Below are 16389 nucleotides of genomic sequence, written 5' to 3' on the forward strand. Positions count from 1 at the left end.
AAACGATCATGTAAAAGGACTAGCAGTGCCAGAAATATTTCGGCGCATTTTTATTAAATATGGCAAATAAATATGAAATTGTTAAAAAAGACATTTTAGAAAAAATATTGAGTGGAGAATACGATAAAAATCAACAGCTGCCAACAGAGAGCGAAATGATGACAGCATTTTCTGTCAGCCGTTATACTGTACGACGTGCTATTTCTGATTTAGAAAATGAAAAGTATGTTTATCGTGTGCAAGGTGGCGGCTCGTTTGTGGCCGATTGGTCGGCTGCAAAAAAAAATGAGGAAATCCCCAAAGTAATTGGTATCTTATCTACTCATGTGGCATCTTATATTTTCCCAGCAATTATTGATGGTGCTGATCAAGTGCTATCTGAAAATGGATTTTCACTTATTTTGGCTAATACTCATAACGATCCAAAACGTGAACGCACGGCATTAACAAATTTGATGAGCCAAAATTTGGGCGGATTAATTATTGAACCAACTCAAAGCGCCATCGATACACCTAATATTGATTTGTATCAACAAATTGCGCAACTAAATATTCCGATGGTTTTCATTAATGCATCATACAATAATTTTGAAGGTACCACGTTGGTCAGTGATGATAAAAATGCAATCTATCAGGTAACGGAATATTTGATTAAACGGGGACATAAAAGAATCACAGGTGTATTTCAAGTTTCTGATGTTCAAGGTATTCATCGTTTGAATGGATTTCTTCAGTCGTATCAGAACCATCCGAATATCTTACCAGAGAGTTCCTCAATCATGTATAAATCTGATGAAGTGAATGAAGCACTTCAAAATATGCGTGAGTTGTTGGTGAAAAATCCAGATCAGAGGCCCACAGCCATTATTGCGTATAATGATCAGCTAGCAATACGCATTGTAGATTTAATTCATGAGGTGGGGCTTAAAGTACCACAAGATATCTCTGTGATTGGTTTTGATGATTTTCAACTATCACAATATTTGTCTCCTAGGCTGACAACAGTGTCACATGCTAAAGAGAAAATGGGGCAAGATGCGGCGAGGTTATTATTACAGAAAATCAAACATCACAAGGTTGAGTCGATTGTCTATCATTCTCAATTGATTGAAAGAGAATCAGTGAGTGATATTAGTTAAATTAAACAGCCAAAACAAAACTAACTAGAATATATCTTCTAGTTAGTTTTTTTTGTGTTTTTAAAAATAATTTATCATATAAAAATATATTTATTTGACTTATACGGACAAATGTTTTATAGTTTGTTTGTAAGCGTTTCCAAAAAATGATTATTCTAGATAGTATCGTTTGATTCCGAGCCGCTTCAACATAACAAATGTCGCTACAAGTACAAATACAGAGGATGAAAAATGACTGATATACAAGATTACAAGTTTTGGTTTGTGACAGGATCTCAATTTCTATATGGTCCTGAAGTATTGAAACAAGTTGAAGAAGATTCAAAAAAAATTATTGAAAAGTTAAATGAATCAGGTAATTTACCTTATCCAATTGAATTTAAAACTGTTGGTGTGACAGCTGAAAATATTACTGAAACGATGAAAGAAGCAAACTATGATGACTCTGTTGCTGGTGTCATCACATGGGCACATACTTTTTCACCAGCTAAAAACTGGATTCGCGGGACACAATTACTTAACAAACCACTGCTTCATTTAGCGACCCAAATGTTGAATGATATTCCGTACGACACAATTGATTTCGATTACATGAATTTAAATCAGTCGGCGCATGGTGATCGTGAGTATGCGTTCATTAATGCTCGGCTTCGGGTAAACAATAAAATCATTTTTGGTCACTGGTCTGATGAAGCCGTTCAAGTGCAAATTGGAAAATGGATGGATGTTGCTGTCGCTTATGAAGAAAGTTTCAAGATTAAAGTAGTCACTTTTGCTGATAAGATGCGTAATGTAGCAGTTACAGATGGCGACAAAATTGAAGCACAAATTAAGTTCGGTTGGACAGTAGACTATTGGGGCGTTGGTGACTTAGTGGAATATGTCAATGCAGTTGATGGTACCGAAATTGATGATCTTTACGTCAAGCTTCAAGATCAATACGAATTTGTTGCTGGTCAAAATGATCCCGAAAAATATGAACACAACGTGAAATATCAATTACGCGAATATCTAGGTATCAAGGCATTTTTGACTGATAAAGGTTATTCGGCTTTCACCACTAATTTTGAAGACTTGGTTGGCCTTGAACAATTACCTGGTTTGGCAGCACAACTTTTGATGGCAGATGGATTTGGATTTGCCGGAGAAGGTGACTGGAAGACGGCAGCCCTAACACGTTTGTTAAAAATTGTGTCACACAATCAAGCGACAGCATTTATGGAAGATTACACTTTGGATTTGAGACAAGGTCACGAAGCAATTCTCGGATCACATATGCTCGAAGTGGATCCAACGATAGCATCAGATAAACCACGTGTTGAGGTGCATCCTCTTGGAATTGGTGGTAAAGAAGATCCCGCTCGTTTGGTCTTTAGTGGACGTACTGGTGATGCTGTTGATGTGACAATATCTGATTTTGGTGATGAATTTAAGTTAATTAGCTATGATGTCACAGGAAATAAACCAGAAGCTGAAACACCATATCTACCAGTTGCTAAGCAATTATGGACACCAAAGGCTGGCTTGAAAGCGGGCGCAGAAGGTTGGTTAACAGTAGGTGGTGGACATCACACAACATTGAGTTTCTCTGTTGATTCTGAACAGCTGACAGATTTAGCCAACTTATTCGGTGTCACGTATGTAGATATTAAGTAAAGGCATAATCATGGAAAATGGATCTACGAAAAAAATCACCAGTTCATTTATATATTTCTTTGGTGCATTTGGTGGAATTTTATTTGGCTACGATATCGGTGTTATGACTGGTGCCTTACCATTTTTACAAAAAGACTGGCATTTAACAGATGCTGGAACAATCGGATGGATTACTTCAACTTTGATGTTAGGAGCAATTCTCGGTGGTGCATTAGCTGGTCAATTGTCAGATAAATTAGGTCGGCGTCGGATGATATTAGCTTCATCGTTTATCTTTGCAGTAGGTGCGCTGATGGCAGGAATCTCCCCGAATAACGGTGTAGCCTGGTTGCTCTTTGCTCGTTTCCTTTTGGGCTTAGCTGTTGGGGCAGCTTCGGCATTAGTTCCTTCATACATGTCTGAAATGGCGCCAGCCAAAACGAGAGGTCGTTTATCTGGATTGAATCAATTGATGATTGTTTCTGGAATGCTTTTATCATATATTGTTGATTATTTGCTGCAAGGGTTACCTCATACACTTGCTTGGCGATTAATGCTTGGTTTAGCTGCCGTACCAGCAATCATACTTTTCTTTGGTGTTCTTCGTTTGCCTGAGTCACCACGATTTTTAGTGAAAACGCATAAATTAGCCGAAGCAAGACAAGTGCTAACTTATATTCGTACTGCCAATGAGGTGGACTCAGAATTAGAAGACATACAAAACACTGTAGCAGTTGAGTCAGGAGCACAGAAGAATGTCACTCTAGGTACATTGTTTTCTAACAAGTACAGGTATTTAGTGACTGCAGGTATCGGTGTTGCAGCTTTTCAACAGTTTATGGGCGCAAACGCAATATTTTACTATATTCCGCTAATTGTTGAAAAGGCAAGCGGCCAAGCTGCTTCAAGTGCATTGTTATGGCCTATCGTACAAGGTGTGATACTTGTACTTGGCGCATTATTGTACATGGTAATTGCAGATAAATTTAAACGTCGCACATTGTTAATGGTCGGCGGAACAGTAATGGCTTTATCATTCTTAATGCCTTCAGCGCTCAATGCATTAGTTGGGGCTGATAAATTCCCACCAATGTTGATTGTTGTTTTTCTATCCATATTTGTAGCCTTCTATTCATTTACTTGGGCGCCTTTGACCTGGGTATTAGTAGGTGAGGTATTCCCTCTGGCTATTCGTGGACGTGCAAGTGGCTTGGCATCGTCATTTAATTGGCTTGGTTCCTTCGCTGTAGGATTATTATTTCCTATCATGACGGCTGCCATGCCGCAAGCAACGGTATTTGCTATCTTTGGTGTAATTTCAATCATCGCCGTCTTATTTATTAAGTTTGCCGTACCCGAAACTCATGGCAGAACGCTTGAAGAAATAGAAGCGCAAGGAACAAACCAATAAAGGTTATTCGATAGATTAACTGGTTCAGTTGAAATAGGAAAATCGCAGAGCGGGCATCTTGTACTGGTTGGCGTTTTTCCATAAAGGAGAGCATATTTATGGCAGATGAAAAAATAAAACAAGCAATTAAAAATGGTGAAGTTGCACTTGGTGTTGAATTTGGTTCGACGACGGTAAAGGCAATCTTAACAACTGAAGATTTCAAAACAATTGCTTCAGGTAGCTATGAATGGGATAACAGTTTGCAAGATGGGCTGTGGACATATGCGATAAATGATATTTGGCTGGGATTGCAAAAAGCCTATAGCAATCTTAGAAAGAAAATATCTGTCGATTACAATGTTGAGATAAAACAAATTAAAGCCATGGGATTTTCAGCGATGATGCATGGTTATCTAGCATTTGATAAAAACAATGAATTATTGGTTCCTTTTCGTACATGGCGTAATGCAATCACTGAAGAGGCATCGCTAGAATTGACAAAATTATTTGAATTTAATATTCCACAACGTTGGAGTGTTGCTCATCTTTATCAAGCTATTTTGAACCAAGAGACCCATGTCAAAAACATTGAATTTTTAACAACCTTGGCAGGCTACGTTCATTGGCAATTAACTGATCAAAAAGTTATAGGTATCGGGGATGCTTCTGGAATGTTCCCAATTGACGAGAAAACTGGGAGCTACAATCAGCACATGTTGAGCCAGTTTGATTCTTTGAAGTCTGTCCAACAATATAATTGGCACATTCAAGACTTACTACCAAAGCCATTAACAGCTGGTGAGGTTGGTGGGTACTTAACAGAGAAAGGGGCTAGGTTACTTGACCCTAGTGGCAATTTATCAGCAGGATCGACTATTGCACCTCCGGAAGGAGATGCAGGGACGGGTATGGTGTCAACTAACAGTGTTAAAAAACGTTCTGGAAATATTTCAGTAGGTACATCAATTTTTTCTATGATTGTACTAGAAAAAAGTCTACAGCACGTTTATACAAATATTGATATAGTGACAACGCCTACTGGTTTGCCAGTAGCAATGGTTCATGCTAATAATTCAGCGTCTGATTTGAGTGCGTGGGTCAAACTATTTTCACAATTTGCTAAGATGATTGGCAGTAATATTTCTACCAGTGAATTATATCAAGTACTTTTTAATACCGCATTGACGGAAGCAGAACCAGATGCTGGTGGTCTGTCTGGTTATGGCTATTATTCTGGTGAGAATATTACCGCTGTTCCAGAAGGGCGGCCATTGTTAGTGCGACAACCAGATTCTGAATTCACTATTGGTAATTTGATGAGATTTCATTTTTTCACGGCGTTTGGTGCTATTAAAATTGGTATGCGCATTCTGTCTGACGAGAAAGTTTTGACAGACAATATCGTGGCGCAAGGAGGTGTCTTCAAAACACCCGTTGTTGCCCAAAAACTATTAGCCGCAGCACTAAATACCGATATTACCGTAATGAAAACAGCAGGTGAAGGTGGCCCATGGGGAATGGCTGTGTTGTCTTTGTACACGGTAAATAGAAAATCGGATCAAACTTTAGATAGTTTTTTGGATAATGATGTGTTTATCAATGAGAAATACGAAACTTTATCTCCTGAACCTGAAGATGTTCAAGGCTTTGAACAGTTTATGGAGCGATATGTCGCAGGGCTAGATATTGAATTGACAGCGATTAAAACATTGCCATCAAAAAAAGAGAAGGAGTAAACGTTATGTTAGAAGATTTGAAAAAAGAAGTTTACGAAGCTAACATGGCTTTGCCAGCTAATAATTTAGTGACCTTAACTTGGGGAAACGTTTCCCAAGTTGATCGCGAGAAAGGGGTCTTTGTAATTAAGCCTAGTGGTGTTGATTATAATGACCTTAAGCCTGAAGACATGGTGGTTGTTAGTCTAGATGGGCATGTTGTGGAAGGAGATTTGAATCCTTCCACAGATACACCAACCCATGCATTTTTGTACCGACATTGGACTGATTTGGGTGGAATTGTTCACACCCATTCAAAATGGGCTGTTGCCTTTGCTCAAGCAGGAATACCAGTTCCTGCTGCTGGAACAACCCATGCGGACACATTTTATGGGGATGTTCCAGTTGCTCGGCGTTTGACTAAAAATGAGGTAGATAGTGAGTACGAACTAAATACTGGGAAATCAATCGTACGCGCGTTTGAAAGTGAAGATATTGATCCTAAGGCAGTTCCAGGTGTTTTGACAAATGATCATGGACCATTTACATGGGGGAAGGATGCTATGGATGCGGTTCATAATGCTATAGTTTTGGATGTTGTAGCTGAAATTGATTATCATACTATGAACCTTAATCCTTCTCAAGATATTCACGTACCGCAATATTTGTTAGATCGTCATTACTATAGAAAACATGGTGAAAACGCATATTATGGACAAAATACTCATTGAAATATGATTTATTAAGATAGCGAAAGTCAATAAAAAAGAGTCCTTGATTTTTCAGGAGCTCTTTTTACATGTTAATCGTGTTATTTTTTAGTGTAGTAGGACAGCATTCGATCAAATAAATGAGTGGTGTTAACATCGTTTAGATATTCCGTAATGTTGTAGGCTTCTTTTATTTTCTTTTCATTATTATAATAAATTCCGGTTAGAAATAATTTCCATAATTTTTGATTGGTGTTGAGTGATATTTTTTCCATTTCTAATTTATTAAGTAAAAAAGTAGTAACATTATTTTCCTTCTGCATGATACTAGTTTCCAAATATTTAATTATCGTACTAGTAATTATATCAGGGTAGCACATAACATTAGATTCACTGTTGTATTGTGACAGAATGTCTAAGAAATACGATTTCGTTTTTTTAACAGGAAGCATATTAATAGTGGATTCAAATAAATAGATATCGTAGAGCCGCCAATTAATAATTTGATCAAAATATGAAAAAAGTATTTTTTGATCAATTTCATCTGCTGATTGAAAGAAAAGATGGTAAATAGTTGATTTTACTATTAGCATGCGATGCTTTGTTTCTATATCTAATGATTTATGATGTTTATAGCGTGAAAAGATTTTACGTAATTCATCAATGTTTCCCTGCACGTATAGTTTATCTAGATTATTTTTAAAAATTGTCGTATTTTGATCCGGACCAAATACACTATAGAAATATTCCTCAACGGTAATCTCAAGTTTGTTACAAAGAATAAATATGGTTTGAGCATTTGGCAAGATTTGCCCATTTTCTATTCTGGAAACCATCGCCTGGGAGCCAATGATATCGCCCAGTTGCGCTTGAGACATATTTCTCAATTTTCTCTTTTCTTTGATAATGTTGCTCTTAAATTCTTTCATAATTACGAATCCCCCATCCTATTGCTATATAAAATTTAGTAACTAAAAACTAGCACGGTATGTACTAGTTTTTTTGCTTTATTCAATATTGAATATGCTATTATGCATAAAATACAAAAGGGAAGCATAAGGCTTATAGAATGAAATGGTAAAGGTTTGACATCTTTATGAGTACTTTACGGTAAGAATATGAAGTGAGGGAAAATTTCATGAGAGACAAAAGAATAATATGCGATCGTAAAAAATTGTATAAATCTGGGAAAATGTTAGTGACAGCTGGTATTTTTTCTGCTGTGATATTTGGCGTTTCCGCAACTAACGTAAGCGCTGATAGCACTAATAACACTGATGTTACGGTGTCGCAAGCAACAGACAAAGTGGTAGATACCACAGTGGCGACAACAGATAAAGTAGCGGGCACAACGGCTGCAACAGATAAAACAGCTGATGCGACAACATCAACGGACAAAGTAGCGTCCACAGCAGCTGCAACAGATAAAACAGCTGATGCGACAACATCAACGGACAAAGTAGCGTCCACAGCAGCTGCAACAGATAAAACAGCTGATGCGACAACATCAACGGACAAAGTAGCGTCCATAGCAGCTGCAACAGATAAAACGGCTGATGCGACAACATCAACGGACAAAGTAGCGGGCACAACGGCTACAACAGATAAAACAGCTGATACGACAACATCAACGGATAAAGTAGCGTCCACAACAACTGCAACAGATAAAACAGCTGATGCGACAACATCAACGGACAAAGTAGCGTCCACAGTAGCTGCAACAGATAAAACAGCTGATGCGGCAACATCAACGGACAAAGTAGCGGGCACAACGGCTGCAACAGATAAAACAGCTGATGCGACAACATCAACGGACAAAGTAGCGGGCACAACGGCTGCAACAGATAAAACAGCTGATGCGACAACATCAACGGACAAAGTAGCGTCCACAGCAGCTGCAACAGATAAAGCAGCCGATGCGACAACATCAACGGACAAAGTAGCGTCCACAACAACTGCAACAGATAAAGTAGCAGCCACAATATCAGAAAAATCAAAAAGCATTAAACAAATCGATGGTAAAACTTATTTCATTGGTGATGATGGTCAGCCTAAGAAAAATTTTACAGCCATTGTTGACGGTCAAGTATTATATTTCGACAAAGATAATGGTGCTTTGACATCAAATAGTAGTCAATATACCGATGGTTTGGTCAATATAGGAAATGAGCATAATGCGGCTTATTCATTGTCTTCGGATAGTTTTACACAAGTTGATGGCTATCTAACGGCTAACAGTTGGTACCGACCTAAAGATATATTAAAAAATGGTACAACTTGGACAGCTTCAACAGCAAACGATTTTCGACCATTGTTAATGTCTTGGTGGCCGGATAAAGATACCCAAGTTTCATACTTAAAATATATGCAATCTGCGGGATTATTATCAGATGACGTGGTATTATCAAACAATGATAGTATGAATAGTTTGACGGATACGGCTATGACTGTTCAAAAAAATATTGAAGAAAAAATTGGTCTATTGGGTAGTACTGACTGGCTTAAGGCCGATATGAACCAAATGGTTGACTCACAATCGAATTGGAACATTAGTAGTGAGTCTAAAGGAACAGATCATTTGCAAGGTGGTGCGCTCTTATACGTTAATAGTGATTTGACACCAAATGCCAATTCTGATTATCGTTTATTAAATCGAACGCCAACTAACCAAAAAGGTCAAATTGCAACAAATGGTGATCAAGGTGGTTATGAGATGTTGTTGGCCAACGACGTTGATAATTCTAACCCAATTGTTCAAGCTGAACAATTGAATTGGTTATACTACATGATGAATATCGGTAGCATCGCGCAAAATGATCCAACAGCAAATTTTGACGGTTACAGAGTTGATGCTGTTGATAACGTGAATGCTGACTTATTGCAAATTGCTGGAGATTACTTTAAAGCCGCGTATGGAACCAATCAAAGTGACGCTAATGCAAACAATCACATTTCCATCTTAGAAGACTGGGATAATAATGATCCAGCGTATGTAAAAGCACAGGGAAATAACCAATTAACTATGGATTTCCCAATGCATTTGGCATTGAAGTATTCATTGAATATGCCAAGTAGTGCTCGTAGCGGTTTGGAACCAGCAATTTCAACGAGTCTAGTAAATCGTGCAACAGATGCCACAGAAAATGAAGCCCAACCGAACTATTCATTTATTCGTGCACATGATAGTGAAGTACAAACAGTTATTGCTCAAATTATTAAAGATAAAATTAATCCTAATTCCGATGGATTAACCGTCTCAACAGACGAAATTGCCAAAGCATTCGAAATATATAATGCTGACGAATTAAAGGCTGATAAAGAGTATACTGCATATAATATACCCTCATCATATGCATTGATGCTAACTAACAAAGATACAATTCCTCGTGTGTATTATGGTGATTTGTTCACGGATGATGGACAATATATGTCTGCAAAATCACCATATTATGATGCACTTACTTCATTACTTCAATCGCGAGTAAAATATGTTTCAGGTGGTCAATCTATGAATATGACTTACCTTCATAATAATCAAGGCCTTTTGACGTCAGTCCGCTATGGAAAAGACGCCATGACAGCTACCGATACTGGTACAAGTGAAACGCGCACACAAGGTATTGGGTTAATTGTCGGCAACAAAACTGATTTAAACCTGAATAATGATGAGCAAATTGTTCTTAACATGGGCGCCGCACACAAAAATCAAGCTTACCGCGCATTAATGTTAAGTACTAAAGATGGATTGAAAATTTATAATAGTGATGACGAGGCACCGGTGGCGTATACAGATGACCAAGGCCGTTTGATTTTCAAATCTGATATGGTTTATGGTGTGAGTGATGCCCAGGTTTCTGGTTATTTAGCAGCTTGGGTGCCAGTCGGTGCAAGCGATAACCAAGATGCTAGAACAGAAAGTAGTACAGCAGCATCAACAGATGGGAATACCTATCATTCAAATAGTGCCTTGGATTCTCAAGTTATATATGAAGGCTTTTCAAACTTCCAAGCCATGCCAACACAGGCCGATGAGTATACCAATATCAAGATTGCCGAAAACGCGCAATTGTTCAAGAGTCTTGGCATAACAAGCTTTGAATTGGCGCCTCAATATCGTTCAAGTACGGATAATAGTTTCTTAGATTCAGTTATTCAAAATGGCTATGCCTTCACGGATCGCTACGATATTGGTTATAACACGCCTACCAAATACGGTACAGTTGATCAACTATTAGATGCTTTAAGAGCCTTACATGCTCAAGGCATTCAGGCTATCAATGATTGGGTCCCAGACCAAATTTATAATTTGCCTGGTGAAGAAATTGTGACAGCCAGTCGAACAAATGGTTCAGGAAAGTTGGATGAAAACTCAGTTATTAACAATACACTTTATGATTCTCGTACTGTTGGTGGCGGAGAGTATCAAGCTATATATGGAGGTGCTTTCTTAGATAAATTAAAACAAGATTATCCTGAGTTATTTGAAACAAAACAAATTTCAACAGGTGAAGCAATGAACCCTGATGTCAAAATCACAGAATGGTCAGCTAAGTATTTTAATGGCTCAAACATTCAAGGACGCGGTGCGTGGTATGTTCTCAAGGATTGGTCAACCAATCAATACTTTAATGTTTCAAGTGGTAGTGAATTTTTACCTAAGCAACTGTTAGGTGAAAAAACAAGTACAGGATTTACCACCGGTGACAATGGTAAGACTGAGTTTTATTCTACGAGTGGCTACCAAGCAAAGAATACATTTATTCAAGATAATGACAATTGGTATTATTTTGATAATGACGGTTATATGGTTGTTGGTGCTCAAGAAATTAATGGTAAAAAGTATTATTTCTTACCAAATGGTGTAGAGTTACAAGATGCTTATTTGTCTGACGGGACTAATGAGTATTACTACAGTAGTGATGGTCGTCAAATTTCTAATCAATATTACCAAGGATCAGACAACAACTGGCGTTATTTCTTTGCAGATGGTCATATGGCTATAGGGTTAACAACAATTACTGCAGAAGATGGTACAACAAATCAACAATATTTTGATGCAAATGGTGTGCAAATTAAGGGCGCAGCTATAAAGAGTGCTGATGGCAATGTGCACTATTTTGATGGTAAGACAGGAAACATGGTTATAAATTCCTGGGGTAAAATAAGCGATGGTTCATGGTTATACTTGAATGATAGCGGTGTAGCGGTTACAGGACCGCAAAATATTAACGGTCAAAATCTTTACTTCAACGAAGACGGTATTCAAGTAAAGGGTGAAGCCATTACTGATAATAGTGGAAAAATACATTATTATGATCGCAGCACAGGAAATATGGTAGTGAGCTCATGGGGTGAAACGAATAATGGTTCATGGCTATACTTGAACGACAAGGGTGATGCCGTTACAGGAGAACAAGTTATTGACGGTCAAAAACTATATTTCAGTAGTAATGGAATCCAGCTTAAAAATACATTCAAGAAGTTATCCGATGGTTCATGGCTATATTTGGACGATAAAGGTCTTCCAGTGACTGGGTCACAGGTCATTGGTGGACAAAACTTGTATTTCGGCCAAGATGGAAAGCAAGTCAAAGGTGACGTTGCTACAGATGGACAAGGTAACACTCATTATTATGAAAGCAACACAGGAAATATGGTTACTAATTCATGGGCAGAATTATCGGACAGTTCGTGGATGTATCTAGACAATGATGGCAATCCTTTAACAGGACAGCAAAATATTGATGGCCAGTCACTTTACTTTAGTGATGATGGTAAGCAAATCAAAAACGCATTGGTTAAACTAGATGATGGATCAACAATTTACCTCGATGATAAAGGTGTTTCATCAACTGGTATTCAAAAGATTGATGATAAGATCTATTATTTTGATCCTGATGGTAAACAAGTAGTATGTCGTTTTGAAGAATTACCAGACGGTTCATGGATGTATCTAGATGATGATGGTGTTGCTGCTACGGGCGCTCAAAAAATTAATGGTCAGGAATTATATTTCGACAATAATGGTAGACAAGTTAAGAACGACAAAGTAATTAATGATGATGGAACAATAAACTATTACACAGGTATGAGCGGTGAAAAACTAAAAAATGATTTTGGTGAATTACCAGACGGTTCATGGATGTACTTGGATAATCAAGGTAATGCTGTAATAGGCGCTCAAAAAATTAATGGCCAAAATCTTTACTTCAAGACAGACGGACAACAAGTTAAGGGTGAAGCTAATGTTGATTCATCAGGTGAAATGCACTTTTATGATCCTGATTCCGGTGAGTTAATTACAAATAGATTTGAACAAGTTGCTAGTGGTGTATGGGCATACTTTGATGCCAATGGTGTTGCTGTAACAGGTGAGCAACGTATTGGTAAGCAAAATTTGTTTTTTGATCCAACTGGTTATCAAGTTAAAGGCGACAAACGAACAATTGACGGCGTTCTCTATACCTTTGATAAAGACAGTGGAGAGAGACAGAGTCTAAATTCTATATCAGTATTACCTGCAAACGGGCAATACATAACCGATAAGGCTCAGAATTGGTATTATCAAGTCGATGGTGAAAATGTAAAAGGCCTATATACAAATAATGATGGTCAATTACGTTACTTCGATTTGACAACTGGCGTGCAGACTAAAGGTAACTTTGTGACAATTGGCAATGATACCTACTATTTCACTAAGGAACAAGGGGATGGACAAATAGTTTCTGAGGTTGTTTCAGGACACTATAGTACTATCCAGTTAAGTGACAATTCGTCTGCATGGGTTTATCGCGATGCAAATGATCAAATTTTGAAGGGCCTACAGAATATAAACGGTCGTCTGCAATATTTTGATTTAAACACCGGTGCGCAATTAAAAGGCGGTGCTGCAAACTATGATGGCAACCTTTATTATTTTGAATCATCAGAGGGTAACCTAGTCAGTAAAATTCAGCAATCCTACTCAACTGGGAAGTATGTGACCAATGACGATAAAGTAACATATGTTGATGAGCAAAATAACCAAGTCACGGGCTTAGTGCTGATTGATGATCAATTACAATACTTTAATCCAATTGATGGTAGTCAAGTCAAGAATGAGCAGGTTATCATTGATGGCGTAACATACTACTTTGACAATAATGGTAATGGACAATATTTGTTTACAAATACAGCAACGATGTCAACTAATGAATTTGCCAAACATAGTGCTGCTTATAGCAATGATAGTTCTAGCTTCACGAATACGATAGATGGTTTCTTGACGGCCGATACCTGGTATCGCCCCAAAGATATCTTGGAAAACGGACAGACATGGGTTGCTTCTTCAACAAATGACGTACGTCCACTGATCACAGTTTGGTGGCCAAATAAAGATGTCCAAGTTAATTATTTGAATTTTATGAAGCAAAATGGTTTGCTAGATACAACTAGTCAATTCAATTTACAATCTGATCAATATGACTTGAATGTCGCCGCGCAAAAAGTCCAAATGGCTATTGAACAGCGTATTTCGAAAGAAAAGAGTACAGATTGGCTGAAAGATCTTTTGTTTGAAGCTCATCAAGATACGCCTTCGTTTGTGAAACAACAATTTATTTGGAATAAAGATTCTGAATATCAAGGTCAAGGGGATGCTTGGTTCGAAGGTGGCTATCTTAAGTATGGTAATAGTGACTTAACACCAACAACCAATTCAGATTATCGTGAATCTGGAAATGCTTTTGATTTCTTACTTGCTAATGATGTCGACAATTCTAACCCAGCAGTTCAAGCTGAAAATTTGAATTGGTTACATTATTTAATGAACTTTGGCACAATTACAGCTAATGATGATGATGCCAATTTTGACAGTATTCGTATTGATGCCGTTGACTTTATTAATAATGATGCCATTCAAAGAACCTATGATTACTTGCGTGATGCTTATAAAGTTGATGCAAGTGAAGACAATGCTAATAAGCATATTTCACTAGTTGAAGCTGGATTAGATGCTGGCACCTCTACAATTAAGAGTGATGCTTTAGTTGAATCAAACTTTAGAGAGGCAGCTACACTATCGCTAGCAAATCAACCAGGGGAAAATAGTTCCTTGACTAATATGTTGCAAGACATTGATGGTGGACAGATCATAGCTGATCACGCCAACAATGCAACAGAAAATGAAGCAACGCCAAATTATTCAATTATTCATGCTCATGATAAGGGAATTCAAGAAAAGGTTGGTGCCGCAATTACCGACGTTACTGGTGCAGACTGGACGAATTTCACCGATGACCAATTAAAAGAAGGATTAGCAGCTTATTATCAAGATCAACGTTCAACGAATAAAAAGTATAACATCTATAACTTACCTAGTATCTATGCTTTGATGCTTACTAATAAGGATACAGTTCCACGCGTTTATTACGGCGATATGTATCAAGACGATGGGCAATATATGGAAAAGCAAAGTATTTATTATGATGCCATTGTTTCCTTGATGAATACCAGAAAGAGTTATGTGAGTGGTGGCCAAACCATGAATGTAGATGAACATGGATTGCTAAAGAGTGTTCGTTTTGGTAAAGACGCCATGACAGCTAGTGACCTTGGTACGAATGAAACACGCACTGAAGGTGTTGGTATACTGGTCGGTAATGATTCTTCACTGAAACTAAATGATTCAGATACAGTTACCTTAGAGATGGGGGCTGCTCATAAAAACCAAAAGTACCGAGCTGCATTGTTGACAACTAGTGATGGTATTGTTACGTATGATGCTGATAATGATGCACCAACAATTTGGACAGATGACCGTGGTACACTGACGTTCTCAAATAAGGAAATTGCTGGTCAAGATTATACTAGTGTGCAAGGATTTGCTAATCCACAAGTATCAGGTTACTTAGCAGTTTGGGTACCAGTAGGTGCTAGTGACGATCAAGATGCCCGAACAGCAGCATCAACAGATGCAAACACTGATGACAAAGTACTGCATTCTAATGCTGCATTAGATTCGAACTTGATTTACGAAGGCTTTTCTAACTTTCAACCTAAAGCAACTACCAATGATGAACTGACTAACGTAGTAATTGCTAAAAATGCTAATTTATTTGAAAAGTGGGGGATCACAAGTTTTGAAATGGCACCACAATATCGTTCAAGTGGGGACCACACGTTCTTAGATTCAACGATTGATAATGGTTATGCATTTACTGATCGATACGATTTGGGATTTGAAACACCAACTAAGTACGGTACTGATAAGGATTTGCGTACTGCAATTAAAGCATTACACCAATCAAACATGCAGGTTATGGCTGATGTAGTTGATAACCAAGTTTATAATTTATCTGGCCAAGAGGTCGTATCAGCTTCACGTGCCGGTGTTTATGGCAATGATGTGTCAACTGGATTTGGGACACAACTTTATGCGGTTAATAGTGTTGGTGGAGGTAAATATCAAGCCCAATATGGTGGTGAATATTTGAATGAATTGAAGCAACAATACCCAGATTTATTTGAAGCTAAGACGTATGACTACTGGGTTAAAAATTATTCTAATGACGGATCAAATCCGTACTACACACTATCACAAAACACACGAAAAGATATGCCGAGTGATGAGACTATTAAACAATGGTCAGCTAAATATATGAATGGTACTAATGTATTAGGAAACGGTATGGGATATGTGTTGAAAGATTGGAATACAGGTCAATACTTCAAAATTGGAGAAAAGAATGCTGATTTTATAACAAATTAATCAACAAGGTTTTCTTATATTGTTGAGAAAGGAAGTGTGATTTTTAAAT

At 37.7% G+C, this 16389-nt stretch carries 7 protein-coding genes; 6 read left to right on the forward strand and 1 reads right to left on the reverse strand.

The window, feature by feature from the left end; translation table 11 throughout:
- Positions 1-59: 59 nt before the first annotated feature.
- From A6B45_RS04175 to A6B45_RS04195, 5 genes are all read left to right on the forward strand, one after another.
- The gene (locus tag A6B45_RS04175) at positions 60-1139 is read left to right on the forward strand and encodes a GntR family transcriptional regulator (protein WP_072613484.1); all 1080 of its coding nucleotides are present in this window, start codon (positions 60-62) and stop codon (positions 1137-1139) included.
- Positions 1140-1370: 231 nt separating this feature from the next.
- Positions 1371-2795, forward strand: coding sequence for an L-arabinose isomerase (araA, locus tag A6B45_RS04180; protein WP_072613485.1), 1425 nt, complete (start codon positions 1371-1373; stop codon positions 2793-2795).
- A 10-nt stretch (positions 2796-2805) separates the two neighbouring features.
- Complete coding sequence (locus A6B45_RS04185) at positions 2806-4185, forward strand: sugar porter family MFS transporter (protein ID WP_072613486.1); 1380 nt, start codon at positions 2806-2808, stop codon at positions 4183-4185.
- A gap of 98 nt (positions 4186-4283) precedes the next feature.
- Positions 4284-5903 carry a xylulokinase gene (locus tag A6B45_RS04190; protein WP_072613487.1) on the forward strand — a complete coding sequence of 540 codons (1620 nt, stop codon included), beginning with the start codon at positions 4284-4286 and terminating at the stop codon, positions 5901-5903.
- Between the two features lie 5 nt (positions 5904-5908).
- The gene (locus A6B45_RS04195; protein ID WP_072613488.1) at positions 5909-6613 is read left to right on the forward strand and encodes an L-ribulose-5-phosphate 4-epimerase; all 705 of its coding nucleotides are present in this window, start codon (positions 5909-5911) and stop codon (positions 6611-6613) included.
- Positions 6614-6693: 80 nt separating this feature from the next.
- Here the strand turns inward: A6B45_RS04195 and A6B45_RS04200 are convergent, their stop codons facing one another.
- The gene (locus tag A6B45_RS04200) at positions 6694-7521 is read right to left on the reverse strand and encodes a helix-turn-helix domain-containing protein (protein WP_072613489.1); all 828 of its coding nucleotides are present in this window, start codon (positions 7519-7521) and stop codon (positions 6694-6696) included.
- Between the two features lie 209 nt (positions 7522-7730).
- Between A6B45_RS04200 and A6B45_RS04205 the strand changes: the two genes are divergently transcribed.
- The gene (locus A6B45_RS04205) at positions 7731-16340 is read left to right on the forward strand and encodes a glycoside hydrolase family 70 protein (protein WP_072613490.1); all 8610 of its coding nucleotides are present in this window, start codon (positions 7731-7733) and stop codon (positions 16338-16340) included.
- Positions 16341-16389 lie beyond the last annotated feature (49 nt).

The organism is Leuconostoc suionicum (assembly GCF_001891125.1).
Taxonomy (GTDB): domain Bacteria; phylum Bacillota; class Bacilli; order Lactobacillales; family Lactobacillaceae; genus Leuconostoc; species Leuconostoc suionicum.